This window comes from Brevibacterium casei CIP 102111, assembly GCF_900169275.1.
Lineage (GTDB): Bacteria > Actinomycetota > Actinomycetes > Actinomycetales > Brevibacteriaceae > Brevibacterium > Brevibacterium casei.
The window spans coordinates 66,545-91,950 of record NZ_FXZC01000010.1; the positions used below are offsets into that span (position 1 = coordinate 66,545).

The following is a 25,406-nucleotide window of genomic DNA, read 5'->3' on the forward strand; positions in this document are numbered from 1 at the left end:
GCCCTGATGACTGCTCTGCTCAATCGGATCAAGGCGCGGATGACCATCCACGCCCACCGGCGCACGCGCCGTCTCCTCGACGGCGACTACTCCTCGGTCTTCCACGGCCACAGCCTCGACTTCGACGACCTGCGCGACTACATCCCCGGTGACGAGATCCGCGACATCGACTGGAAGGCCACGGCCCGCCATGCGGATCCGCTCGTCAAGCGCTACGTCGCCCACCGTCGCCACATCCTCGCCCTCGTCGTCGACACCTCCCGCGGCTTCGACGCCGTCACCTCGGCGGGGGCGGGCAAACGGCAGCTCGCGATCCTCATGGCCGGGATGACCGGCTACCTCGCCGTGCGCCACGGCGACGACGTCATGCTCATCCACGGCGACGCCGAGCACACGCTGGCCTCCCCGCGCAAGGGCAGCGAGGCCCACCTCGAGCACCTCCTCCAGCAGATCCTCGCCGAGGCCGGAGGGACGACCGACGGGTCGATCGACGCGCAGCTGCAGTGGATCGCCGGGCACATCACCCACCGGATGCTCATCGTCGTCATCTCCGACCAGGCGCCGCTCGGCCCCGAGGCGGAGGCGACGATCAGGCGCCTGCGCGCGCAGCACGAGATCCTCTGGATCACCATCACCGACGCCGACCTCGCGCGTCTCGGCCCCGCCGCCGCCCCCTTCGACGTCGCCCGCGCCGACGTCGGCCTGCCGTCCTCGGTCATGGCCGACCCCCGGGTGCAGGCGGAGTTCATCGTCGCCGAGGCGGAGCGCCGTCAGCACCGCACCGACCTGCTCTCGAAGCTCGGGATCGCCCACACCGAGGTGTCCGAGCCCGAGCAGGCGCTCGGCAGCCTGCATTCCCTGCTCTGGAGGCACCGTCGTGGGTCCCGTTGAGCTCATGGGTCCGCTGCAGATCTCGGTGTGGTGGTACGTCGCCGCCGCGATCGTCCTCCTCGCAGCGCTCGTCAACCTCTTCGCCCCGCTCCTGCGCGCGGCCGCCGGCGCCACGGCGAAGGCGCAGCCGCGGATCCCGATCCCCGTCCGCAGCACGTACATGACCCGCATCGCCGACGTCGAGGCGGAGCTCGCCGCCGGTGAGACCGACGTCCGCGAGGGCGCACGGACGCTGGCGAAGATCGTCCGCGAGTTCGCCCGCGACGCGTGGGGCGTGCGCTCGGAGCATCTGACGTACCGCGATGCCGCGGTCGCCGGCCTCGACGACCTCGCCGATTCCCTGCGCGGGCTTTACACCGCCGAGTTCGCCGAGGACGAGGCCGAGGACCTGCGTGGCCAGATCGCCGAGGCGAGGAAGCTGGTGGCGCGATGGTCCTGATGTTCTGGTGGCTGGCGCTCGCGCTCCTCGTCCTCGCCGCACTCGCCGTCGTCGTCTTCCGGCGTCCGCGCCGCACGGTCTCCTCCCTGCCCGTCGCCCACAGCGCACGGATGACGAGCCTTCCCGGGTTCCGCCGTGCGATGCGGAGGAAGATGACGCTCACCGCCGCCTTCCTCGGCGTCATCGCCCTCACCGGACTCGGGGCGCTCGCCGGAGTCGCCCGGCCCGCCTGGATCGAGACCGTCAACCCGGAGAAGAAGCTGCGCGACGTCATGCTCTGCCTCGACGTCTCCGGCTCGATGCTCGGCTACGACGCCGACCTGCTGGCCGCCTACCAGGAGCTCGTCGAGCGCTTCGACGGCGAGCGCATCGGCATGACCGTGTTCAATGCGACCGCGGTCTCCGCGTTCCCGCTCACCGATGACTACGACATGGTGCAGAACTACCTCGAGGACGCCGAGCAGGGGTTCCGGACGTGGGGCTCGGAGGGCACCGACTACTCATGGTCGACTTCGCCGCCGAACATCGGCGGGTCCTCGCTCATCGGCGACGGACTCGTGTCCTGCATCGACAACTTCGACCGCAAGGACGAGGACCGGTCGCGCTCGATCGTCTTCGCCACCGACAACATGCTCGCCGGTGAGCCCCTGTTCGAGCTCAACGAGGCCGCCGACATCGCCGTGGAGGCGAACGTCCGGATCTACAGCCTCTCCCCGCCGTCGATCCTCGCAACCACCCAGACCCAAGAGCTCAGGTCCGTCTCCGATCGGACCGGCGGCAAGCAGTTCGACATGGGTTCGGCGACGACGATCGACCGGATCGTCTCGGAGATCCAGAGCCAGGAGGCGGAGAACACTCCGGGGCGCTCGTACACGATCGTCCACGACATGCCCGCCGCTCCCCTGCTCATCGCCGCGTTCGGACTCATCGGCGTCTTCGTCCTCGCGTGGAGGGTGCGATCATGACCTTCGACCCGCTGCTCGGATGGATCGGCACGGCCGTCATCGTCGCCGTCCTCCTCACCGTCTGCCTCATCCCCCTCATCCGCGGCCGGGGCCCGAAGTGGAAGTGGTTCGCGCGCATCGGCGTCGTCGCCGTCCTCGCCCTCGCCCTCGCCCGCCCGGGCGTCACCACCGAGTCGACGACCGAGGAGTACGAGACCGCCGCCGACGTCTACTTCCTTGTCGACACGACGACGTCGATGGCCGCCGAGGACTACGACGGGACCACCCCGCGCATCGACGGGGTCAAGGAGGACATGCTCGCGCTCGCGGAGCAGCTGCCGGGCGCGCGCCTGAGCATCATCACCTTCGCCTCGACCGCCTCGACGGCGATGCCCCTGACGACCGACCACGCGGCCTTCGCCTCGGCGGTCGACGTGCTCACCCCTGAGTACTCGCTCAATTCGAACGGCTCGTCGATCACCGAGGCCGGTGACGAACTCAAGGCCCGAATGGATTCGAACGAGGAGGACCGGCCGGGCAACAAGACCCTCGTCTTCTACTTCGGCGACGGAGAGCAGACGGCGCCCGGTCAGCCGGACTCGTGGACCTCCTTCGCCTCGCGCATCGACTCCGGCGCCGTGTTCGGCTACGGCACGACCGCGGGCGGGAAGATGAAGGAGTCCCAGCCCTTCGGCTCCGGCGGATTCCCCGGCGGCACCGACCAGGACCCCTGGGATCAGGACAGCTCCGGCCAGGACGGCGGCGGACTCGACTCGGGAGCGTCCCCGGACGATGAGTACATCCGCGACGCCGAGGGCAACCTCGGGATCTCGACGATCGACGAGGCGAACCTCAGGCAGCTGAGCTCCGACCTCGGCGTCCCCTACCACCTGCGCGACGGCAGCGCCCCGATGTCCTCGGTCTACACCGCACCGACCTACGATCAGCAGCTCGTGCGCAAGGACGGACGCGTCACCGTCGACGAGTACTACTGGCTCCCGCTCGCGCTCGTCTTCGCGTGGATCGCCGTGGAGATGGTCTTCGCCCTCCGGGAGTTCGTCCGCTTGCGGGCGATCATGCCCCCGCGCCGAGGCGGTCGGCGTGCAGCCGCGCCCCCGCCGATGTCCGGGCCGCCGATGTCCGGGCCGCCGCTGCCCGGCGGACCCCCGCGGCCCTTCGGTCCCCCACCGGGTTCGGGACCGCCACCGCGCACCGGACCGCCACACGGGGACCCCCGCCGCCCGATGCCGGTCGGTGCTCCCTCGCGTCCGGAGAGCGGAGGACGACGATGAGGCGACTCACCCGCCTGTGGACGCGCCTGCGTCTGCTCACGAAGATCAACCTCCTCCTCGGCACGGCGCTCGGTCTCGCCTTCGCCTATATCGCGACGACCGTCTACTTCGGTGCGGCATCGCAGGTCCGCTACGACTCCAACGACTTCCCCGGAGCCCAGAAGGCAGCGACCGTCTTCCTTGCGCTCAGCCCGCTCGAACGCCACATCGGCTACTACAACCGGGGCACCGCGAAGGCCGCCGTCGGTGACTTCGAACCCGCGCAGGAGGACCTCGAGACCGCGCTCGACCTCACCCCGCCGCGGGACGAGTGCGCGGTGCGGATCAACCTCTCCTTCGTCTACGAGAAGCTCGCCGACCAGGTCGCAGGCCAGGACGAGAAGAAGTCCGGAGAACTCTACGACCAGGCGCTGGCCACGCTCGCCGACGCTCCCGAGGAGTGCCGGCCGGATCAGAGCGAGACCCAGCAGAAGAGCGACGAGGCCAGCGAACGCGTCCAGGAGAAGAAGGACGGCGGCCAGAGCCAGGACAGCGGATCCGGCGACGACTCCCAGGGGTCTCAGGGCGATGACGAGCAGAACGGCGACGACCAGCAGAACACCGACGACCAGCAGGGCTCCGGCGACCAGAACCAGGACGATCAGGGCAGCGAGGAGCAGAAGGACGACTCGGGCGAGATGACCGAGGAGGAGAAGAAGCGTGAGGAGCTGCGCCAGCGCGGCGAGGACTCGAACCGCGAACAGCAGCAGGGACCCGGCGGCAACGGCGGACGCACGACCCCGGACAAGCCGTGGTGAGCGCTGTGCGATCATGAGTGCATGACCGACACCTCACCCTCGGCCGAGGCTGCCCCCGGCCTGCCGCGTCTGCGCTCCGCCCTGACGACGTTCCCGCCCTACATCCCGGGCAAACCGCCGGCAGAGGTGCCCGGTCTCACCCCGTACAAGCTCTCCTCGAACGAGAACCACCTGCCGCCGCTGCCGGCCGTGCTCGAGACGATGGCCGCCCACGCCGTCGCCCCCGCCGCCTACCCCGACGACGCGGCGGCGGCGCTGCGCCGGGAGCTCGCCGACCGCCTCGGCGTGGGCACCGACAACCTCGTCGTCACGACGGGGGCGAGCGAGCTCCTCGTCGCCCTCACCCAGATCACCTCGGACGCGACCACCGAGGCGATCTACCCCTGGCCGTCGTTCGAGATGTACCCGCAGACGACGGGCCTGGCCGGGTCGACCCGCATCGAGGTGCCGCTGCGGTCCGACGGCACCCACGACCTCGCGGCGATGGCGGCCGCGATCACCGAGGCGACGAGCCTCATCATCCTCTGCTCCCCGAACAACCCGACCGGCCCGGTGCTCCGCGACGCCGAGGTGCGCGAATTCCTCACCGCGGTCCCCGACCATGTCGTCGTCGCCCTCGACGAAGCGTACTGGGAGTTCGCGAACACGCCCGGCGCCGTCGACGGCCTCGAGCTCGTCGCCGACCATCCCAACGTCGTCCTCCTGCGCACCTTCTCCAAGGCCCACGGACTCGCAGGGCTGCGCGTCGGCTACGGAGTCGGCCATCCGAGCGTCATCGCCGGCCTCCTCAAGGCCGTCATCCCCTTCGGCGTCACCGACCTCAGCCAGGCCGCGGCGCTCGAGTCGCTGCGCCACTGGGACGAGGTCATCGACCGCGCAAGGCAGATCGCCACGATCCGCGACGGATTCGCCGCGGGCCTGCGCACCCAGGGCTGGGAGGTCCCCGAGGCTCAGGGCAACTTCGTCTGGCTGCCGCTCGGGCCGCTCTCCGACGCCTTCGAGGACGCCTGCGTCGCCGCCGCGATCGCCGTGCGCAACCTCGGCGACGGGGTGCGCATCAGCATCGGCCCGCCCGAGGCCCTCGACCGGGTCCTTGAGGTCGCAGCGGCCTTCCGCGCCGAGCACTTCGGCTGACCGGACCCGGCACGCCGGCGGTCAGAGTTCGGCGAGTTCGAGGGCGATCGCCACGGCCTGCGTCGTCTCCGGGTCCGCAAGATCGCGCCCGAGCAGCCGTTCGATCCGCTGCAGCCGCGCCCGCACCGTGTGCCGGTGGACGCCGAGCTCGGTCGCCACAGCGTCCCGCACTCCCCCGGCGGCGATGAAGGACCGCAGGGTGAGGAGCAGCTCGCGCCCGTCCTTCGAGGAGATGAGGTCGCCGAGGACCCGGTCGACGAAGCGGTTCGCCGCCGCCTCGTCGATCGCCGACAGCAGCGCCCTGACATCGGAGTTCGCCGTCTCATGCTGGGTCCGCCACACCGTCCACGTGTGATGGACCTGGGTCAGGGGCAGCAGTTTGGCGAAGAGCTTCTCCACCCCCGTCACCTCCGCGACCCGATCGACGAGGCTGTCGCCGGTGTGGAGGACGCCGACCATCGACCCGGAGCGGGCGATGAGGGTGTCGGGACCGAGGTCGGCGAGCAGCTGTTCCGCGGTCTCTCCGCGCACCTCGCCGAAGATCGTGAATCGGGCACGGGCGACCGCGGGCGAACCGGTGCGCAGCACCCACTCCGTCCGGGCCTCCGCCGGCTGCAGTGACGTCGTGAACAGGCGCGACTCACCCCGCCGAGGCGGCCCCGCGGAGATCGCGAGACCGAGGAGGGCCGCAGCGGTCGAGAGCAGCTGGGAGCGGGTGCGCTGACTCACGGTCGTCTCCGCCGCAGCGAGGATCCATCCGGCGACCCGCTCATCACCGACCGGCACGGCCTCAAACCCTCCCGCGCCTGCCCGGAGCAGACGCGGAGCCGACGAGGTGCCCAGCGCCTCGCCGATGAGCTCGGAGCGCACGGCCACAGGCGGGTTCGGACCGGTCAGCCCCCGCCCGGTCGGGGAGACGAACTGGACCTCGCCGCCGAGGGTGTCGGCGAGGTCGGCGACGAGATCGGCGGGACCGGTGCGGGCGAGCGCGGTGGCGAACCGGCGACCCGCGCTCGAGGCTCGGGTGACCTCGCGGTTCGTCTCCTCCTCGCGCATCCTCGTGAAGGCGTCGACGACGGCGACGAACGGCACGGGTTCGGGCACGCCGAAGAGCGCGAGCCCGTGTTCCTCAGCATGCCGGATGAGCGAGGCCGGCAGCTCGACCGAGGGCAGGTCGCTGCCGAGGCCGATGCCGAGCGCGTGGACCCCGACCCGGGTGAGTCTCGCGATGTAGTCACCGGCCGAGGGCGCGGTGAGATCCTGGCCGACGCCGATCGTGAGCAGAACCTCGCCGCCGGCGAGCCATTCGTCGACTTCGGGCAGCTCGGAGGAGTGGACGATCGTCACCTCCTTCTCCCGCGCGCCCGGCGGATCGACGGCGATCTCGAGGGCGAGTTCGCGCCGCGCCCACAGCTGTCCCAAGGTGACCATGCGCCCATCCTATCCACTGTGTCCATGCTCGGCGGATGCACTGTCCGCGGTGGATATCTGTGACGGGGATGACACGTCCTAGGCTGAGGGCACACACTGCCGCCCTCACCCGACGACGCCCAAGGAGAGTCCATGCCGTCCCAACCCCTCGGCCCTGCCGACTACAGCCAGACCCCGCGCTTCGCGGGACCCCCGACCTTCGGTCTCCTCCCCCGCCTCGACGAGGTCGAAGCTGCCCGTCCGGGTGAGAGGATCGACGTCAAGGTCGTCGGCATCCCCTTCGATGCCGGTGTCAGCTACCGTCCCGGTGCCCGCTTCGGTCCCGCGCACATCCGCCAGTCCTCGAAGCTGCTGCGCCCCTACAACCAGGCGACGAACGTCCACCCGTTCACGTGGCAGCAGGTCGCCGACTGCGGTGACCTCGGCGTCAATCCCTTCGACATCGAAGAGGCCATCGCCACCGTCGAGGACAACGCCGACGCCCTGCGCGCCGACGGAGCGAAGATCCTCACCCTCGGCGGCGACCACACGCTCGCGCTGCCGAACCTCCGTTCGCTGCACAAGACGCACGGGAAGATCGCCGTCCTCCACTTCGACGCCCACCTCGACACATGGGACACGTACTTCGGGGCCCCGTACACGCACGGCACGCCCTTCCGGCGGGCGAGCGAAGAGGGTCTGCTCGACCTCGAATCGTGCATGCACGTCGGCATCCGCGGTCCCCTCTACGGGAGCAAGGACCTCGAGGACGACAGCGTGCTCGGCTTCCAGATCATCCGCAGCGACGACTACCAGTTCACCTCGGTGCCCGAGGTCGTCGCCCGCATCCGCAGGCGCCTCGGCGATGCTCCTGTCTACCTCTCGATCGACATCGACGTCCTCGACCCGGCGGCCGCGCCCGGCACCGGCACCCCCGAGGCGGGCGGCATGACGAGCCGTGAGCTGCTCAATACCATCCGCGGGCTCCAGGGGCTCAACATCGTCGGCGCGGAGATCGTCGAGGTCGCCCCCGCCTACGACCATGCGGAGATCACGGGGCTCGCCGCCGCCCACGCCGGCTACGAGATCCTCTCCCTGTGGGCGGCCGAGCGGAACGGGCTCACCGGACCCTCGGGTCCGAGCGGGGAGGCCCTCGGTGTCTGAGACGACCCACCGCAACGGCGGCCTCGCCGTCGTCTCGACGCTCGCCGCCCATGGTGTCGACACGATCTTCGGCATCCCCGGCACCCACAACCTCGAGTTCTACCGGCATCTGCCGGCGTTCGGGATCCGCGCCGTCACGCCCCGCCACGAGCAGGGTGCCGGCTACGGCGCCGACGGGTACTTCCTGCTCTCGGGCAAGCCCGGGGTCGTCATCACGACCTCGGGTCCGGGACTGACGAACGTCATCACGGCGGCGGCGACCGCGTACGCGGAGTCGCGTCCGATGCTCATCCTCTCTCCCGGTGTGCCCACCGGGCTCGAGCGCGCCGACATCGGCATGCTCCATGAGACCAAGGACTCCTCCGGGGCCCTGTCCCACCTGCTCGTGTCCTCCCAGCGCACGCGCACGGCCGAGGGTGCGGCCCAGGCCGTCGCCGAGGCGTTCGCCCTCTTCGCGTCCTCCCGTCCGGGTCCTGTCCACATCGAGGTCCCCCTCGACGTCCTCGAGGGCGCCTGGCACGGCAGCGTGCCCGCGCCGATCCCGGCCCGCCGGCCCGGTCTCGACGCCCACGCCGTCACCCGCGCCGCCGAGGCGATCCGCAGTGCCTCACGCCCGCTCATCGTCGCTGGCGGCGGGGCGCGTGCGGCTGCCGCCGAGGTGGCGGCGCTCGCCGAGTCGATCGACGCTCCGGTGGCGACGACGGCCAACGGCAAGGGCATCGTCGACGAGGACCATCCGCTCTCGCTGGGATCGAACGTCCGATTCCCGAGCGTCCAGGCCGAGACCGCCGCCGCCGACGTCCTCATCGTCCTCGGCTCCGAACTCGCCGACTCCGACCTCTGGGGCGGGACGATCGGCGCCCAGACCGCCCCCGGGGTCAGGGACGAGTCGGCAGACCAGGTCGTCATCCGCTGCGACATCGACCCCGACCAGCTGGGCAAGAATCTCAGCGGGGACATCCTCGTCTGCGCCGACACCGGCGAGTTCCTCACCGCACTCGCCGCCGAACTCGACGCCGCACCGGCGGCTGCGGACACACCCGCAGAGGACACGACCACGACCGACGGCGGGACCGCCTCGGCGAGGGAGAGGGTCGAGACGATCCGCGCGCACTGGGGCGCAGACTTCGACTCCGAGCGGATCGGGGCCCGGGTGACCCGGCTCGTTGCCGCCGGCGCCGGCCCGGACGTCGTCATCGCCGGGGACTCCTCCCAAGTCACCTACGACGGCTCGGTCCACGCGCTTCTCGCCCACACCCCCGACCAGCTGCTCTACATGCCCGGCTTCGCCACGCTCGGCTACGGCATTCCGGCGGCGATCGGGGCGAAGGTCGCCTCCCCGCAGCGTCCGGTCGTCTGCGTCCTCGGGGACGGGGCGGCGATGTTCTCGATCCAGGAGATCATGACCGCGACCGAACTCGGCCTCGGGATCCCCTTCGTCATCGTCGACAACGGCGGGTACGCGGAGATCGAGGAGCAGATGGTCGACCGGGACATGGAACCCTTCGCCGTCCGCCTCGCTCGCCCGGACTTCGCCCAGCTCGGCGCCTCGATGGGAGGGGTCGGGGTGAGCATGCGGGAGTCGGAGATGACTGCAGAGCTGCCCGACGCCGTCGCCGAGGCGCTGGGACGCGCCGTTCCCACCATCATCCACATCACCGTCGGCGACTGAACCGACCCTGGAATAAGGAGTCACTGTGGACTCACTCGTTGTCATCATCTATCTCGCCGCGATGGTGGGATTCGGAATCTGGGGCCGGTTCAAGGCGAAGGACCAGGACGACTTCCTCGTCGCCGGCAGACGGCTGGGCGGACTGCTCTACACGGGCACGATGTCGGCCGTCGTCCTCGGCGGGGCGTCGACCATCGGCGGGGTCGGCCTCGGCTACACCGCTGGGCTCTCAGGCATGTGGCTGGTCTTGAGCATCGGCATGGGCATCATCATCCTCTCCCTGTTCTTCGCCCCGAAGATCCAGAGGCTCGAGATCTACACCGTCTCCCAGATGCTCGAACTCCGCTACGGGAAGGGCTCGCGCCTCGTGTCCGGGACGATCATGACCGCCTACGGTCTCATGATCTCGACGACCTCGACGGTCGCCTACGCGACGGTCTTCCACGCCCTGTTCGACCTCGACAAGTTCTGGTCGGTGATCATCGGCGGCGGCATCGTCATCACGTACTCGATGCTCGGTGGCATGTGGTCGATCACGCTCACCGACTTCGTCCAGTTCCTCATCCAGACCGTCGGCATCTTCCTCCTCATGCTCCCCCTCGTCATCAACCGCGCGGGAGGGCTGTCGGAGCTGTTCTCGTCCCTGCCCGCCGAGGCGACGAGTCCCGTGGGCATCGGATGGCAGGCGATCCTGAGCTACATCCTCATCTACACCCTCGGCCTGCTCATCGGGCAGGACATCTGGCAGCGCGTGTTCACTGCGCGCAGTCCCGGCGTGGCCCGGTGGGGCGGGCTCTCGGCCGGCGTCTACTGCCTCCTCTACGCCGTCGCCGGTGCCCTCATCGGGATGGCGGCGACCCGGATCGTGCCGGGCATCGCCGTCGCCGACGATGTCTTCGTCGCCGTCGTCGATGCATCGATGTCACCGGTGCTCGCCGGGTTCGTCCTCGCCGCGGCACTCGCGGCGATGATGTCGACGGCCTCGGGGTCGCTCATGGCCGCCTCGACCGTGTGCCGGCAGGACATCGTCGAACCGCTCCTGGCCAAGCGCGACATCATGCCGGTGACGAGCGACGAGGAGCTCGCGGCCGGGACGAGGACGGACGGATCCGGCGGAGCGAAGACCGCGCTCACCCGCTCCCTCGTCCGCGAGACCGGGGATGAGATCCGCGACTCGCGGATCTACCTCATCGGGCTCGGCATCGTCACCCTTGCACTCGCCCTCGTCATGCCGAGCGTCGTCGAAGCGCTCACCGTCGCCTACAACCTCCTCGTCGCCGGTCTCTTCATCCCGATCCTCGGCGGTCTCGTCTTCCGCCGCGGCACGATCGTCGGAGTCATGGCGGGCATGATCCTCGGGTCGGTGACGACGATCGTCGTGATGATCACGCTGGGCATCTACTCGAACGAGGCGATCTACCTCGGTCTCCTCGCCTCGCTGCTCGGCTACGTCGCAGGCTCCCTCGTCTCGAAGCCGACGCCGCCTGAGATCATGGCCGAATGGCGGGAGCGCCTGAGCCGGTGATGCTCAGTGCCGGCCGGAGCCGCGTCGCTTGGGCCGGGCGATCTCCCACGCCGCGTAGGCGCCGAAGAGCCCGGCGGCGATCCACGTGCCGACCCGCTTCTGCTCGGGCGAGGTGAGCGTGGCGACATAGCCGACGAGGGGAACGTGGTAGCGGACGAGTCCGCGTACCTGCACGGCACGGACCGGATCCGGGTCGGCCGCGGCGTTCGCGTCGCCTTGGGTGCGGTAGACGGTCTCCCCGTTCTCCTCGTCGACTGAGATGATGCGATGGGTGACGACCTCGTCGCCGCCGGATTCGATCTGGAAGGTGATCACCTGGCCGGTGCGCAGGTTCTGCGCCTGGGCCGGAGTGAGCGGTTTGACGATGACCTGCGAACCGGGCGGGATCGTCGGGTCCATCGACCCGGTGATCACGGTGAGCGGCACCCAGCCCATGGCCAGCGGCAGCGCGACGGTGGCGATGAGGACGCCTGAGAAGGCCGCGACGAGGATCCCGCAGACCCAGGAGACGATGCGGTTCGCTCGGCGGCGACGACGCGGTCGTCGCCGGGGAACACCGTCTGCTGGGGTCGGGACAGCGGACGCTCGGGTGTCTGCGGTCATCGGAGGTCCTCTCCTTCGCTGTCGGCAGCGCCCGGCCCGCCGCTCGATCGCCGGCGTGCGGCGGCGACGAGGAGGAACCCTGCGAACGCGAGCACGAAGGCTGCGAGTGCGATGACCCCGAGTCCGCCGATCCCCGTCCGCGGCAGCGCCGACCCCTCCGCCGTGTCCGTGCCGTCGACGTGGGCGTCGTCTCCGTTCGACGACGATCCCTCCGCCGAGGCGGCCTCCCCCGCCGAATCGTCGGTCGCGTCGCTGCCGCCCCGGGAGTCGGAGTCGGCCCGATCGTCCGCACGGTCGCTCTCGCATTCGGTGTCGGCCTGGACGCCGAGGTCGAAGCGCAGCGGCCACGTCCGATCCTGGGTGTCGTTGTCCTCCTCGGCGACGGCCGGGAGCTCGACGTCGACGCGGAGGATGTCCTGAGCCTGCGGTTCGATCGTCCCGAGGGGAATGCGCTCGCCGACGACCTGACTGTACGTGCCGGTCGCAGCGATCGTCCCCGCCCACGTGATCGTCACCCGCAGATCGTGATCGATGTTCGCCACCGGGGAGTCCTGGGACTCGACGATGAGGGTGACCGCCACCGGCACCTCGGCGATCGACCGGATGCTCAGCTCGTCGCTGCCGGTCGCACCGGGAGCGAGCAGACCGGGCACCTCGGGGAAGGCGCGCTCGAACTCGGACGGCGCGAACTCGCCGCTCCCGCCCACCTCGGCGACGGTGATGGTCTCGTCGATCGAGGCCGGGCAGGTTCCGGCGGCGGCAGGGACGGTGACGAAGGAACCGCCGAGGACGATCGCGAGCGTCGCGAGCGTGACCAGGGCCAGGGGCCCGGCGACGAACCATGCGGCCCACGGGATGCTGGTGAGTGCGCGGCGGGCGATCACAGCGTCGCCAGACTGACGGTGCACGATGGGCTGGAATCGAACGCCGGCCGGTAGATGTTCATCTCGTACACAGGTGACTGGGTCTCCCGCTCTCCGTTCGGTCCTGCCGGGTGCCCCGCAGCACCACCGGTGCCGCGGATGACGAACCGGACGGTCCTGTCGTAGCCGACCGTTCGGTCGTAGGGCTGCCTGATGACCTCGACGCGGTCCCCGGTGAAGCCGGACCCCACCTCGGGGATGGCGACATAGGACGCATAGTCCTCGGGGTCCCCGTCGAGTCGTCGAGCCGTCTTCGCCAGCCCGGAGAACTCAGGACGCTGCACCGTCCTGACGGAGAACGTGTGGGAGGAGTCGGAGTTGTAGACGGGGGTGCAGGTGATGATCTCATAGGGCGTCGCCTCGGTCTTGATCACCGGCTGCTTCACCGTCGCCGTCACTCCCCGGCACTCCTGCTTCGCCGTCGCTCCCGCCGGGCAGGCCGAGCGGTCTCCGGGGGCGGGACCGAGCACACCGTCGGGATAGAGCTGGGCGCTCTCCTCCTCGGTCAGGCCGTCGACGGCCCACTCCACGGCGAACCGGAAGGAGAACTTCGCTCCCCTCGCCTCGGTGAGATCCTGGTAGAGCAGGTAGGTGGGCTTCGCTCCGACACCGACCTCGACCTCTTCCCGGGCTCCGGGAGCGAGTCTCCACTGCAGGGTCGCACCGGGGAACTGCGCGGTCGACGTCGACGAGGTGACGCTCGCGGCGATCTGCTGCTTCGCGCCGGCGGCGTCCCTCACCCAGGCCTGAGCTGTGTCAGTCGCCTCCGAGACGTTCTCACCGGTGAGCTGCACCGAGGCGATCCTGATCGTCGCCACCAGCGTCGTCGACGAGTCGTTCGTCAGCGTCAGCGAGGTCTCATTCATCTGCCGGTCGAACCAGTTCCAGTCTCCGTAGTCAGGGGTCTCGACCCCGAGGGTCTTCGCTCTGATGACCGTGGGCTGGGCCCGAACCGTGAGACCGGACGAGTCGGCAGCCTCCGAGGTGAACCGGGCCTGTGTGGCCGGACTCGCACTCAGAGCCACAGCGGCGGCGACGGCGACGAAGAGCAGCGCACACAGACCGGCGAGGCCCGTGCGGGCTCGGCGGCTGGGGTTCTCTCCCCGGATCATCGGTCCTCCTGCACAACGGTGACGGACAGCGACGGAATCGTCAGCGCAGTGGAATCGCTCGACCCTGCCGCCGCGCCGAGGCAGTCGAAGGGCCGCTCGGCGGTGACGATCTGCGAACCGGTCAGCGGACCGGTCGGACTCACCGCCGCCTTCCCTGCCGACCATGCGGCGGAGACGTTCGCGGGTGCCGCGTCCGGGGTGACCGCGTACCGCAGGTTCTCACCGTCGGCGGCGACCTCGAACGACGAGGAGACGATGAGTCGGTCGCCCCGCATGAAGGCGAAGGCCTCCGCCTGATCCTTCGTCATCTCGGCGCACGACCTGAAGTCACCGGTCGCCGTGCACGAGGGCTTCCCCGACAGCCGTGCATCCTTGTCGATCCTGCTCATCACCCGATAGGCGGGATCGGCGGCGGTGGCCTTGAGCTCTCCGGTCTCGACGGTGATCGGAGCCTGAGAGAAGGCAGCTTCGTCGTACCACCTCGCACCGCTGCCCAACCCGCTCGACAGCAGGAGCAGGGCCGCGGCCAGGGCGGCGAACACCCGCACTCTCATCTCACCTCCGATTCTTCGCGCGTGTCCTCCGGCACGGAGAGTCCGTGCCGGAGGAGACGGTCTCAGCGGTCGCTCTGGACCAGGCGCAGCTTGACGTCGCCGGTGTTGAACGAGAAGTCCGAGGCCTGCTTGTCCTTGCCCCACCACTGCGCAGAGTCGGTGCCCGGGTTCTCGCGGTTGAGCGAGTTGTCCTGGGAGTCCTTGAACTCCTTGAAGTAGATGGAGAAGCCGACGTCGAAGGTCGCACCGTCATCGGCGGCGGTGAGCGCGAGCGGCGAGGTGCTGCCGTTGACCGTGGTCTTGAGCACCGCGAATTCGTCGTCGACGAGTTTTGCGAGGTCACCCGTCGGAACCGCGCTCAGCGTCGCTTTGAGGTTCTTTCCCTTGATATTCGTCACGACTTTCGAGCTGCCGGTGCACTGCATGGTGTCACCGGGAACAATCGCGTCACCCGGTGCGACATTATCGCCGCCGTCAGCCCACTGGCACGAGAGGTTGTCGATCGCGAAGTTGAGCACACCCGACTGCACGGCAGCGGCATCCTGGCCCAGCGACGCCTCGTCGTACCAGCGGGCGAACGTGAGCCCTCCCCCGACGAGCAGTGCAACAGCGGCTCCACCTGCGACGACAGACTTCTTATTGATTCTCATGTGATTTCACTTTCCAGCACTACCGGTGCCATTCATGATGAATTGTCGGAAACACAGGAATGACGCTCACATGAATGACCAATTCACTTTCAGCGCAGTTCTGCGAATTCATCCCGACATCTTTCGCTATCTATATTTATCATGCTTTTACTGTGAATGACCAATTCATTATCTATATTACCGAGAAGTATTGGGAGTTAACTACTTCTGAGTAAGTGAATTCTTCCAACTATGCAAGAGCCATTTCTCGCATTCTGGATCTGAAATTCGGCGCCGCATTCGCGCCCACACCGGCTCTGACTTGGCGCGGAACTCTGATTGCCCTATATTCGAGTCTGTCAGGACGATTGCTCCGCCGACTGTGGCGAAGATGACAGTCCGGCGTTCGAAAAAAGAGCGCGAAGCCGCGGGTGCGCGAGTGAGACACATATGGATCTCTCCATATCCCGCTCCGCGAAAGGCCGCTCATGGCACACACCTCGGCGCATGTCGCCCATACCCTCGCCCGCCACATCGACGAGGTCTTCGGCCTCATGGGCAACGGGAACGCCTACTTCCTCGACTCCCTGCTCACGACCACCTCGGCGAACTACACCGCCGTCCGCCACGAGGCGGGTGCCGTCGTCGCCGCCGACGCCCACTTCCGCACCTCGGGGCGGATCGCGGCCGCGACGACGACGTACGGCGCCGGGTTCACGAACACGCTCACGGCGCTGGCCGAAGCGGCGCAGGCCCGCGTGCCCCTCGTCCTCGTCGTCGGGGACGAGCCGACATCGGGGCCGAGGCCGTGGGATGTCGATCAGATCGCGATGGCCTCAGCCGTCGGCGTGCGCACGTACACGGTCGGTCGCGTCGACGCGGCAGCTGCCACCGTCACCGCGATCGAGCACGCCCTGACCTACCGGGTGCCGGTGGTGCTCGCGATCCCCTACGACGTCGCAACCCTCGAGATCGGGGAGATCCCCGAGGTGCCGGGCCCGGGAGAGCCCTCTCCCCTCTCGCCGACCGGGGAGTTCCCGCAGGCCGCGCTCGACCGTCTGACCGGACTCCTCGCCGAGGCGGAGCGTCCGATCCTCCTCGCCGGGCGCGGCGCATGGCTGGCAGGAGCGGCGAAGGAGCTCGGAGAGCTCGCCGACGCGACCGGGGCGCTGACGGTGACGACGGCGCTGGGGCGGAACATCTTCCCGCGATCTGAGTACGACCTCGGCGTGGCAGGAGGGTTCGGGGCGCCGGGAGCGATGGAGAGGGTCCGGCAGGCCGATGTCGCCGTCGTCATCGGGGCCTCGCTCAACCAGTTCACGATGCGCTTCGGGGAGCTCTTCGCCCCCGGCACTCAGGTGTGGCAGATCGACGTCGACGACCGACCGACGCACGCCCGGGTCGGCGGATTCATCCGCGCCGATGCCCGGCTGGCCGCCGCCGAGCTCACTGCGCGTCTGCGCGCTGCCGGTGCCCGGCCGAGCACGTGGCGCGAGAGCGTCGACACCACAGCCGACCGCACCTATGAGGCCGGCACGGAGTTCGCCGCCGACGGCCGGCTCGATCCGCGGGCCGCTGCCGCCCGCCTCGGCGAGCTTCTGCCCGAGGATCGGGTCGTCGTCTCCGACGGGGGCCACTTCATCGCGTGGGCGAACATGTTCTGGGAGCCGAGCGCGCCGGACCGGCTGGCGTTGGTCGGCACCGCGTTCCAGTCGATCGGGCTCGGCTGGCACAGCGTCGCGGGAGCCGCTCGGGCGAACCCGGAGGCGACGATCGTGCTCACCACCGGGGACGGAGGCGGGATGATGGCGCTCTCCGACCTCGACACGGCGATCCGGTCCGCGGGCGGCAGAGGGATCGCTGTCGTCTTCAACGACGCCGCGTACGGGGCGGAGGTCAACCTCTACGGGCTCAAGGGGCTGGCGACGGAGCCGATGCTCATCGACGAGATCGACTTCGCCGCCCTGGCCACGGCCGCGGGCGGCCAGGGCGTCGTCGTCCGCTCGCTCGCCGACCTCGAGGTCCTCAAGGAGTGGGCGGCGACTCCCGTGGACGAGCGGAGGTTCCTCGTCCTCGACCTGCGCATCTCTGGCGGCGTCATCGCGCCGTACCAGGAAGAGGTCATCCGCATCAACGCGTGAGCCGCACGCGGTGGGGGCGTCGGGTACAGGGGCCCGCTGCCGGGCACGACGAAGCCCCGCCCGCCTGGTGAACACCAAGCGGACGGGGCCGTCGTGATTGTGGAGATGGCGGGAATCGAACCCGCGTCCGTCGGCAGATTGTCAGGACTTCTCCGGGCGCAGTTCGTGAAGCAGTCTCTTAGGTTCTGGCCATCGCACGAACACGTAGACCAACGAACGGAGTTGGGTAAGAGTCCCTCAGATGCCCCCAACGTGCATCTGAAGCAGTGGCCCCTTAAGCGACGCCAGGATCTAGAGCAGAGGCAACTCTAGGCTGACGGATTCGCAGCTCGCGCTCTATCAGGCAGCGAGGGCGAAATCGGTGCGGTTTTCAGATTTAGCACCTATTGTTTTGCAGAGGACATTAACGAGATGACTCTGCATTCTCGGCCCGCTTCTCCCGACGCAGTGTCCAACGTCGAAACCGATCATCCCCATATTCTGTTGCCAATCCTGTCCATGTCACCTGCGCTGACAGGTTCCATCGGACAGGAACACCAGCATACTCTCTCAACACCGGCCGATCCAATTGCATTCCCGACCGGTGGCGGAAACCGCTCAGAGGTGCTGATCGTTCAGAGGCACTTTCCGCTCAGAGATACTGCTTGGACTTCATCGCGCGCTCGGCTTCGCGCTTGTCCTGGGCTTCGCGCAGCGACTGGCGCTTGTCCCACTCGCGCTTGCCGCGGGCGAGGGCGATCTCGACCTTGACCCGGGAACCGTCGAAGTAGAGTTCGAGCGGGATGAGGGTGCGTCCGGACTCCTTGACCTTCTGGGAGATCTTGAGGATCTCCTCGCGGTGGAGCAGGAGCTTGCGGCGGCGCCTCGCGGCGTGGTTCGTCCAGGTCCCCTGGAGGTACTCGGGGATGTAGACGTTCTCGAGCCACGCCTCGTTCTGGAAGATGAGGGCGAAGCCGTCGGTGAGCGAGGCACGGCCCTCGCGCAGGGACTTCACCTCGGTCCCGGTGAGGACGAGTCCGGCCTCCCACGTGTCCTCGATGTGGTAGTCGTGGCGTGCCTTGCGATTGCGCGCAATGACCTTCTTGCCCGTGTCCTTCGCCATGGTCGGCCTCCTCTCAGCTCTCCTCCGACAGCGCCTGTCACATGCGATACCGTCGTCGCACGCAGACCCACAAGTCTATCGCATGTACCGCACCCGGGGTACCCGGCTCAGGAGATGAACGGCATCGCGTCGACGTAGCCGCCGTTCTCCATGATCTCGAAGTGGAGGTGGCAGCCGGTCGAGGCACCCGTCGTTCCCGAGATCGAGATGACGTCGCCCTTCTTCACCTTCTGCCCGTCGCGGACCTTGACGTTCGTGTTGTGGTTGTACGTCGAGGCGATCGACTTGCCCTTGATCTTGCCGTGGGAGATGACGACGCGGTTGCCGTAGCCGCCGGCCCAGCCGGCGGAGACGACGATGCCGTCGCCGGCAGCGCGGATCGGGGTGCCGCAGGGGACGCCGAAGTCGGTGCCGGTGTGGAGTTTGCGGTTGCCGGTGATCGGGTGGATGCGGTAGCCGAACTGCGAGGTGATCGGGAAGCCCTTGGCCGGATTGGCGAGCACGCCGTCACCGTAGACGAAGTTGCCTTTCTTCTCCTGCTCCTTCTCCCACTCGCGGACCTTCTTCGCCAGCCGGTCCTGCTCGGCCTTCTCGTCGGCGAGCTGCTGTTCGGTCTTGTCCTTGTTGTCCGAGATCGTCTGCTCGGCGGCGTCTTTGGCGGAGATGAGGTCGCTTAAGTCGTCGGCCTTCTTCTTCGCCTCGGCCTGCGCGGCCTCCTTGGCGATGACCGCCTCGGCGGCTTCGTCCTTGAGGTCGGAGATCTCGTCGGTGACCCCGGACAGGCGCTCTTCGTTGTTCTGGTTGAGCGCCCGCTGCTCCGAGAGGTTGTCGATCGTGCGCTGCTGGGAGCGCACGGCCGAGTCGACGCGGCCGATGCCGCCGTCGGCGCTCGTGCCCTGCGCCATCTGCAGGAGCATCGCGAGGTCGGAGGTGATCCCGGAGTTCTGGTAGGCCTGGCGCCCGATCCGGGCCGCTGACGTGCGGTGCTTCTCGATCTCCTCGGCGCCGTCCTTGATCTGCTCCTTGAGGTCGGACTGCGCATTCTCCGCCGAGGTGAGGCGGGCGGCGAGATCCTCGTCCTTCTCGATCGCCTCGGCGAGGGCATCGTCGGCCTGCTGGGAGGCCTCCTCTGCGGCGGGGAGGGCCTCCTTCGCCTCGTCGCGTTCGGCGATGACCCGGGCGAGCTCCTCGTCGAGTCCCTCGAACTCCTGCTGGAGTTCCTTGACCCGATCGTCGACTTTGCTCTTGTCGTCGCGGGGGTCGGCCGTCGCCGAGGTGGCCGGCAGGACGATCGCGAGCACCGCGGCCGTGAGGAGAAGGGGAAGCCTGCGTCTCATATCAGACCTTCGTGTACTTGTTCAGGGTGATGAGCGAGGACGCTCCTGCCATGACCACGCCGATGGCGATGAGGATCGGGGCGACGATGAGGACGTCGACGCCGGAGACGAGGTTGAACCCGGTCGCCTGGTCCTGCAGCCAGCCGCTGACCCCGAAGTGGACGAGGAGGCCGAGGGCACCTGCCGACAGGGTCGCGCCGATCGCTGCGGCGATGACGCCCTCGAGGAGGAACGGGAGTTGGATGAAGGCGTTCGAGGCGCCGACGAGGCGCATGATGCCGGTCTCCCGACGCCGGGCGAACGCGGAGAGGCGGATCGTCGTGGCGATGAGCAGCATCGCGCACAGGAGCATGATGCCGGCGATGACGACGGCGACGACGGTCGCGACGTTGAGGACTCCGAAGAGACGGTCGAGCAGCTGGTTCTGGTCGACGACCTCCTCGACGCCCTGGGTCGAGGAGAAGTACTCCTTGATGATCTCGTACTTCTCAGCGTCCTTGAGTTTGACCCGGAAGGACTCGTTCATGTCCTCCTCGGGCACGGTGCCCTCGAGGCTCGTGCCTTGGAACTGCTCTTGGAAGTGCTTGTACGCCTCGGACTTGTCCTCGAAGTAGACGGTGTCGACGTAGGGGGCGAGTTCGGGACCGGAGAGGGCGTCCTCGATGTTCTGCCGCTGTGCGTCCGTGACCTCGCCTTCGACGCAGTTCGTCGCCTCGGAGTCGGGCGGGCAGAGGAAGATCGAGACCTGGACGCGGTCGTACCAGTAGTCCTTCATCTGTCCGACCTGCATCTGCAGGAGGATCGCGGCGCCGACGAAGAGGAGGGAGACGAAGGTGACGAGGACGACCGAGAGCACCATCGAGAAGTTCTTCCTCAGGCCGGAGCCGACCTCGGAGAGGATGAAGCCCGCCCTCATGAGGCGACTCCGTACGAGCCGTGCTCGACGTCGCGGACGATGCGGCCCTCGGAGAGTTCGATGACGCGCTTGGCCATGCGGTTGACGATCTCGCCGTCGTGGGTGGCCATGAGGACGGTCGTGCCGTTGCGGTTGATCTTCTCGAGCACGGCCATGATGTCGGCACTCGTCGCCGGGTCGAGGTTGCCGGTGGGCTCGTCGGCGAGCAGGATGCCGGGCTTGTTGACGACCGCGCGGGCGATCGCGACGCGCTGCTGCTCACCGCCGGAGAGCTCGTGCGGGTAGCGCTTCTGCTTGCCGGCCAGTCCCACGGTCTCGAGGACGTCGGGGACGAGTGTCGACATCGCCGCGCGTGACTTCCCGATGACCTGAAGGGCGAAGGAGACGTTGGCAAAGACGGTCTTGTTCGGCAGCAGTCGGAAGTCCTGGAAGACCGTGCCGATGCCTCGGCGGAGGTAGGGCACGCGCCATGAGGGCATCTTCACGACCGATTTGCCGGCTACCGTGATGCGGCCCTTCGTCGGGACCTCCTCCCGGAGGATGAGGCGGATGACCGTCGACTTGCCCGACCCCGAGGCTCCGACGAGGAACACGAATTCCCCGCGGTCGGCCGTGAACGAGATGTCGTCGAGGGCCTTGCGGGTGCGGGTGTCGTAGGACTTCGAAACGGAGTCGAATGTGATCAAGAGGGTCTTCAATCGTGTCGCGGATGGCTCGGCCGCTTCCACTGTACGTAACAGTTCCGTGATGTTCGGGGAGGCGGCTGGGCGTGTGTTGCGCGTCTGATGAAGTTCACAGTCGCGGCTGTTGCGGGGTCGGCGGCGGCTGGCGGCACAGCGGTCGGCAGCGGGACTGCCGCCGCTGCGACGGTCACCGCTGTCACGGTCACCGGCGTGCGGAGGTCACTCCTCCTCGGCGTTCTCCTGCTGCTTGCGCCAGCGGATGCCCGCCTCGATGAGGCCGTCGAGGTCGCCGTCGAAGACGGCCTGGGGGTTGTTGACCTCGTAGCCGGTGCGCAGATCCTTGACCATCTGGTATGGGTGCGTGACGTAGGAGCGCATCTGGTCGCCCCAGCTCGCCTTGATGTCGCCCGCGAGTTCCTTCTTCTGCGCGGCCTCCTCCTGGCGCTTGCGCTCGAGGAGTCGGGACTGGAGGACGCGCATCGCGGCCTCGCGGTTCTGGATCTGGGACTTCTCGTTCTGCATGCTCACGACGACGCCGGTCGGGATGTGCGTGATGCGCACCGCCGAGTCGGTCGTGTTCACCGACTGCCCGCCGGGGCCCGAGGAGCGGTAGACGTCGATGCGGAGGTCGTTCTCGTCGACCTCGATGTGGTCGGTCGACTCGATGAGCGGGACCACCTCGACGGCGGCGAAGGAGGTCTGGCGGCGGCCCTGGTTGTCGAAGGGGCTGATGCGCACGAGGCGGTGGGTGCCGGCTTCGACCGACAGGGTGCCGTACGCGTACGGGGCGTTGACCTGGATCGTCGCGGACTTGATGCCCGCGCCTTCGGCGTAGGACGTGTCGAGTTCCTGGACGTTGTAGCCGCGGCCCTCGGCCCAGCGAATGTACATGCGGATGAGCATCTGAGCCCAGTCCGTGGCGTCGTCGCCGCCGGCGCCGGAGCGGACGGTGACGACGGCGGAGCGCTCGTCGTACTCGCCGGAGAGGAGGGTCGAGATCTCGAGTTCGCTCAGCTGGTCCTTGAGCTTGGCGATGTCGCGTTCGGCTTCGACGAGGGAGTCCGAATCGCCTTCGGCCTCGGACATCTCGATGAGGAGCTCGGCGTCGTCGATGCGCTCGCCGAACTTCTCAAGCTTCTCGAGCGTGCCCTGCTTGTGGGAGAGCTTGGCCGAGGTCTTCTGCGCCGAATCGGGGTCGTCCCAGAACGAGGGGGCCGACGCTTCCTCCGTGAGCTCGGCGACCTCGTCCCGCAGCGTCGGCAGGTCGGAGACGTCGAGGATCGCCTGGTAGGTCTGGCGGAGGTTGGCGATTTCGGAAGCGTGATCAGTCGTGGCCATAATGCCTCGATTCTAGTCCATGGGCGGGTGGTGTCGTTCATCGTGCGTGGGCGCCTCCCACCCATTGCAGACGGGAGCTGCCGCTCTTGGCGGGCGGGAGGTGCCGTCGTTTGCGGACGGGTCGCGCCGTTGTTTGCGGGCGGGTCGTGCCGTTGTTTGCGTACGGAGGCTGACCGAGCCCCTCGCCGAGGCGGTGGGAGCGCCGGCGGCGGGCACCGCATAGGATTCGTGTGCGACGACGCCCCGCCAGAAACCGACACCCCGCCACCTAAGGGCCACGATTGACGCGATATCTCCATGCACTGCCATACGCCCTGCCTGCGTTCGGAATCGGGCTCGCCATTGCCTTCGTCGTTGCGACGCACCTCGCGCGCCGCCTCGGCGAACGTCGGGTTCCGATCTTCTGCTGGCTGTCGAGCCTCGCCCTGGTGGCGTCGCTGACACTGACGCCGTCAGGCCACGCGCGATCGGCAGAGGCCGCCCTGCCATCCTCGGGGGTCTGGATCTGGGCTCTGCCGAACCTCGGTGCCTTCGCAGGAGTGAACTGGCAGTCGATGAACCTGCTCATGTTCCTTCCTCTCGGCATCGCATGCGGACTGCTCACCCGCCGCAGCACCATCGCTTGGGGCACCGTTGCGGCATTCGCGGTTTCGGTTCTCGTCGAGCTGATCCAGTATGCGGCACCCGTGCTGGCGAGGTCGCAGTTCAATTCAGCGACAGTCCTCATCGGCTGGATGGGCATCATTGGCGGCCTGACCGTGACCCTGATCCTGCGGTGGCTGCTGGCAAAGGGCATGGAACGACGGCATCGGGAGCCATCCACGGTTGACTCTCCGTGACATCGTTACGGCCCATCTGTTCAGACCTTGACCACCGGTGCGCGGGCCGTGACTTTCGCTCGCCCGCACCAACACAACCACGCCTGATTCTCGTGTCAGTGCCGTCTGCCACCATAGAAACACAACAACACACAGACCACCACCACAGAACAAGAGGCCATCCACACACCCCCTCAAACACGCAACCACGATCTCCATTCCCATTCCGTACGACCCGATCCCCCTGCACCGCTCTTCCCCGACAACGACGTCAGAGACAGGTGACACACCATGCGCGACACCACCGCTGATCTCAGCGGACCCGACGACCCCACCACGGGTGCCCCCACCCCGGTCGCTTCGTCGCGCTACACCCTGCACCTGGGATCGAACCTCACCGACCTCGCCACCGCCTCCACCACCGCCGACCTCGCCCACCTCACCGTCTTCGAACTCACCGCCGGCCACATCCTCGCCGAGATCATCCACGACCACGACCACCCCACCCCCACCGACGGAACCCCCTACCGGTTCGCCACCATCGCCGAAACCCTCAACCGCCACAACGGACAACCGGACTCCAGCCACGTCGCAAACGATGCCCCTACCCGACCTGAATCAGCCGACGCCACATCGAACACTGCCCCTTCCGCACCCGCAGATTCCGGTCACGTCCCCGTCCCCGCTGACGAATCAGGATCACCCCGGCTTTCAGCACCGGCAGACTCGACGATCGAACACCCCACAATCCAGGACCTGCCCGACTTCCCCGGATTTACCCCCGACACGACCTTCTCAGCGTGGGTCCATGACCACGTCGCCACCGAACACCTCGGGGCGATCTCCACGATCCTCGGCACCACCACCGCCCGAACCTACCGCCACCTCACCCAAGCTGTGACCCTCATCCACGGACTCCCCCGCTTCACCGCCCGTGCCCGCTCCAGCGAGTTCACCCTCGCCCACATGATCACCGCCGCCGACCTCTGCCAAACCGTGGCCCTCGAACACCTCCCCCGCCTCGACCAGCACCTGGCCACCAGACGTGCCGATGTCACCAGTGACACCCTGCGCACCGGGCTGCGCAAACTCATCCACCTCCTCCAAACCCCCGACGACCGGTCCCACATCGCCGCCCAGCGCCGCCGCGTCGACGTCGATACCTTCGGCAACGGCACCGCCTGCCTGTCCATCACCGCCCCCGCTGATGAAATCCATGCCGCCTACGCCCGCGTGAACGCCATGGCCCGTGCCATCCACAACGGTCAAACCACCACCCTCAACCTCCCCGCCGGGGTCGAGATCATCGACGAGCGCACCATCAGCGCCCTCATGTGCGACATGTTCCTCCGCCCCCACCCGAAACTGGCCATCCGAGTCCGCGAACTCGACCCCATCACCGGCATCGAAACCCACCGAGAAACCCCGCTCCTCGATGAGAACGGGGAACCCCGGTTCCACTATGACGACACCACCATCACCGGACTCACCGACCTCCTCACCCCCGACCGTGCAGCCGAGGCGAACATGACCGGCACTGCCGCATCGCTGTCCCCAGCCGCAGACCAATCCAAAGCGGCACAAACGCAGACGCCGCCGGTCGGCACCCACGCCTCAGCAACCGCAACGAACGGAATCGAAGCACGGGGAACCGAACCAGATGGAACCGACCCTGCAGCCACCACCATTGAGTCCCCCTACCCACCTGGGGCATCGTTCTTCCCCCACGGCCGCCCCCAACCGGTAGTACTCGAGTACGCCATCCTCGTCGACATGGAATCCGGGCCCGAGGCGATGCGCAACCAGGCCGGAGTCATCGTCACCGTCCCCTTCCTCACCCTCACCGGCGACGCCATGAATCGCCCCGGGGATAATAGAGGCAGGGAGATTGGAAGAAGGAGATTCTCTCTTGCCAGTGAAATACACCGACGAACTCAAGGCTCGCGCCGTCGAACTCGTCATTCATGCTCAGGCCGATCCGG

The 25,406-nt window shown here is 68.1% G+C and carries 22 protein-coding genes, 1 other RNA gene and 1 pseudogene; 12 read left to right on the forward strand and 12 right to left on the reverse strand.

What is annotated here, in order from left to right; translation table 11 throughout:
* Positions 1–6: 6 nt before the first annotated feature.
* Genes BC102111_RS16820 through BC102111_RS16845 form a run of 6 tightly spaced genes read left to right on the forward strand, consistent with a single transcriptional unit; the run spans position 7 to position 5,497 of the window.
* Positions 7–891 (forward strand): DUF58 domain-containing protein, encoded by an 885-nt coding sequence (locus BC102111_RS16820; protein ID WP_101624895.1) that lies wholly within the window; start codon positions 7–9, stop codon positions 889–891.
* Positions 878–1,330 (forward strand): hypothetical protein, encoded by a 453-nt coding sequence (locus BC102111_RS16825; protein WP_232252481.1) that lies wholly within the window; start codon positions 878–880, stop codon positions 1,328–1,330. The genes BC102111_RS16820 and BC102111_RS16825 overlap by 14 nt, the downstream gene beginning before the upstream one ends.
* The gene (locus BC102111_RS16830) at positions 1,321–2,295 is read left to right on the forward strand and encodes a vWA domain-containing protein (protein WP_101624897.1); all 975 of its coding nucleotides are present in this window, start codon (positions 1,321–1,323) and stop codon (positions 2,293–2,295) included. Before BC102111_RS16825 ends, BC102111_RS16830 begins: the two co-directional genes overlap by 10 nt.
* Positions 2,292–3,566, forward strand: a complete 1,275-nt coding sequence (locus tag BC102111_RS16835; RefSeq protein ID WP_101624898.1) for a vWA domain-containing protein — start codon at positions 2,292–2,294, stop codon at positions 3,564–3,566. Before BC102111_RS16830 ends, BC102111_RS16835 begins: the two co-directional genes overlap by 4 nt.
* Entirely contained in the window at positions 3,563–4,363 is an 801-nt protein-coding gene (locus BC102111_RS16840) for a tetratricopeptide repeat protein (protein ID WP_101624899.1), read from the forward strand. Before BC102111_RS16835 ends, BC102111_RS16840 begins: the two co-directional genes overlap by 4 nt.
* 21 nt (positions 4,364–4,384) lie before the next feature.
* Positions 4,385–5,497 carry a histidinol-phosphate transaminase gene (locus BC102111_RS16845; protein WP_009379528.1) on the forward strand — a complete coding sequence of 371 codons (1,113 nt, stop codon included), beginning with the start codon at positions 4,385–4,387 and terminating at the stop codon, positions 5,495–5,497.
* A 21-nt stretch (positions 5,498–5,518) separates the two neighbouring features.
* Here BC102111_RS16845 and BC102111_RS16850 read toward each other — a convergent pair whose 3' ends face one another.
* Positions 5,519–6,928, reverse strand: coding sequence for a PucR family transcriptional regulator (locus BC102111_RS16850; protein WP_009379530.1), 1,410 nt, complete (start codon positions 6,926–6,928; stop codon positions 5,519–5,521).
* A gap of 132 nt (positions 6,929–7,060) precedes the next feature.
* On the opposite strand from BC102111_RS16850, the gene speB reads away from it, so the two are divergent.
* Genes speB through BC102111_RS16865 form a run of 3 tightly spaced genes read left to right on the forward strand, consistent with a single transcriptional unit; the run spans position 7,061 to position 11,268 of the window.
* Positions 7,061–8,071, forward strand: coding sequence for an agmatinase (gene speB, locus BC102111_RS16855; protein ID WP_101624900.1), 1,011 nt, complete (start codon positions 7,061–7,063; stop codon positions 8,069–8,071).
* Positions 8,064–9,743: a thiamine pyrophosphate-binding protein gene (locus BC102111_RS16860; protein WP_101624901.1), complete on the forward strand. Its 1,680-nt coding sequence runs from the start codon at positions 8,064–8,066 to the stop codon at positions 9,741–9,743. The genes speB and BC102111_RS16860 overlap by 8 nt, the downstream gene beginning before the upstream one ends.
* Positions 9,744–9,768: 25 nt before the next feature.
* Positions 9,769–11,268, forward strand: a complete 1,500-nt coding sequence (locus tag BC102111_RS16865) for a sodium:solute symporter family protein (protein WP_232252482.1) — start codon at positions 9,769–9,771, stop codon at positions 11,266–11,268.
* 3 nt (positions 11,269–11,271) lie between these two features.
* Here BC102111_RS16865 and BC102111_RS16870 read toward each other — a convergent pair whose 3' ends face one another.
* The 5 genes from BC102111_RS16870 to BC102111_RS16890 form a co-directional block, all read right to left on the reverse strand.
* On the reverse strand, positions 11,272–11,871 hold the full coding sequence (locus BC102111_RS16870) for a signal peptidase I (protein WP_101624902.1): 600 nt from the start codon (positions 11,869–11,871) through the stop codon (positions 11,272–11,274).
* Positions 11,868–12,779 (reverse strand): hypothetical protein, encoded by a 912-nt coding sequence (locus BC102111_RS16875; RefSeq protein WP_146001451.1) that lies wholly within the window; start codon positions 12,777–12,779, stop codon positions 11,868–11,870. The genes BC102111_RS16870 and BC102111_RS16875 overlap by 4 nt, the downstream gene beginning before the upstream one ends.
* Positions 12,752–13,906: a hypothetical protein gene (locus BC102111_RS16880; RefSeq protein ID WP_101624904.1), complete on the reverse strand. Its 1,155-nt coding sequence runs from the start codon at positions 13,904–13,906 to the stop codon at positions 12,752–12,754. The genes BC102111_RS16875 and BC102111_RS16880 overlap by 28 nt, the downstream gene beginning before the upstream one ends.
* Entirely contained in the window at positions 13,903–14,460 is a 558-nt protein-coding gene (locus BC102111_RS16885) for a hypothetical protein (protein WP_146001452.1), read from the reverse strand. Before BC102111_RS16885 ends, BC102111_RS16880 begins: the two co-directional genes overlap by 4 nt.
* A 62-nt stretch (positions 14,461–14,522) precedes the next feature.
* Positions 14,523–15,110, reverse strand: coding sequence for a hypothetical protein (locus BC102111_RS16890; protein WP_009379545.1), 588 nt, complete (start codon positions 15,108–15,110; stop codon positions 14,523–14,525).
* A 467-nt stretch (positions 15,111–15,577) separates the two neighbouring features.
* On the opposite strand from BC102111_RS16890, the gene BC102111_RS16895 reads away from it, so the two are divergent.
* Positions 15,578–17,230, forward strand: coding sequence for a thiamine pyrophosphate-binding protein (locus BC102111_RS16895; protein ID WP_009379547.1), 1,653 nt, complete (start codon positions 15,578–15,580; stop codon positions 17,228–17,230).
* Between the two features lie 97 nt (positions 17,231–17,327).
* On the opposite strand, the gene ssrA is transcribed toward BC102111_RS16895, so the two are convergent.
* The 6 genes from ssrA to prfB all read right to left on the reverse strand — a co-directional run bounded on the left by ssrA (position 17,328) and on the right by prfB (position 22,606).
* Positions 17,328–17,705: a transfer-messenger RNA gene (gene ssrA, locus BC102111_RS16900) on the reverse strand.
* Positions 17,706–17,861: 156 nt separating this feature from the next.
* Positions 17,862–18,332: an SsrA-binding protein SmpB gene (smpB, locus tag BC102111_RS16905; RefSeq protein ID WP_009379549.1), complete on the reverse strand. Its 471-nt coding sequence runs from the start codon at positions 18,330–18,332 to the stop codon at positions 17,862–17,864.
* Positions 18,333–18,439: 107 nt separating this feature from the next.
* Positions 18,440–19,669: a M23 family metallopeptidase gene (locus BC102111_RS16910; protein WP_009379551.1), complete on the reverse strand. Its 1,230-nt coding sequence runs from the start codon at positions 19,667–19,669 to the stop codon at positions 18,440–18,442.
* Position 19,670: 1 nt separating this feature from the next.
* Entirely contained in the window at positions 19,671–20,585 is a 915-nt protein-coding gene (ftsX, locus tag BC102111_RS16915) for a permease-like cell division protein FtsX (RefSeq protein ID WP_009379553.1), read from the reverse strand.
* Positions 20,582–21,271 (reverse strand): cell division ATP-binding protein FtsE, encoded by a 690-nt coding sequence (gene ftsE / locus BC102111_RS16920; protein WP_009379555.1) that lies wholly within the window; start codon positions 21,269–21,271, stop codon positions 20,582–20,584. The genes ftsX and ftsE overlap by 4 nt, the downstream gene beginning before the upstream one ends.
* Positions 21,272–21,487: 216 nt before the next feature.
* Complete coding sequence (gene prfB, locus BC102111_RS16925) at positions 21,488–22,606, reverse strand: peptide chain release factor 2 (RefSeq protein ID WP_009379560.1); 1,119 nt, start codon at positions 22,604–22,606, stop codon at positions 21,488–21,490.
* A gap of 281 nt (positions 22,607–22,887) precedes the next feature.
* Here prfB and BC102111_RS16930 point away from each other — a divergent pair, with 281 nt between their 5' ends.
* Entirely contained in the window at positions 22,888–23,445 is a 558-nt protein-coding gene (locus tag BC102111_RS16930; RefSeq protein WP_095376026.1) for a VanZ family protein, read from the forward strand.
* A gap of 270 nt (positions 23,446–23,715) precedes the next feature.
* A pseudogene (locus BC102111_RS16935) lies at positions 23,716–25,406 on the forward strand (hypothetical protein); the annotation flags it as partial.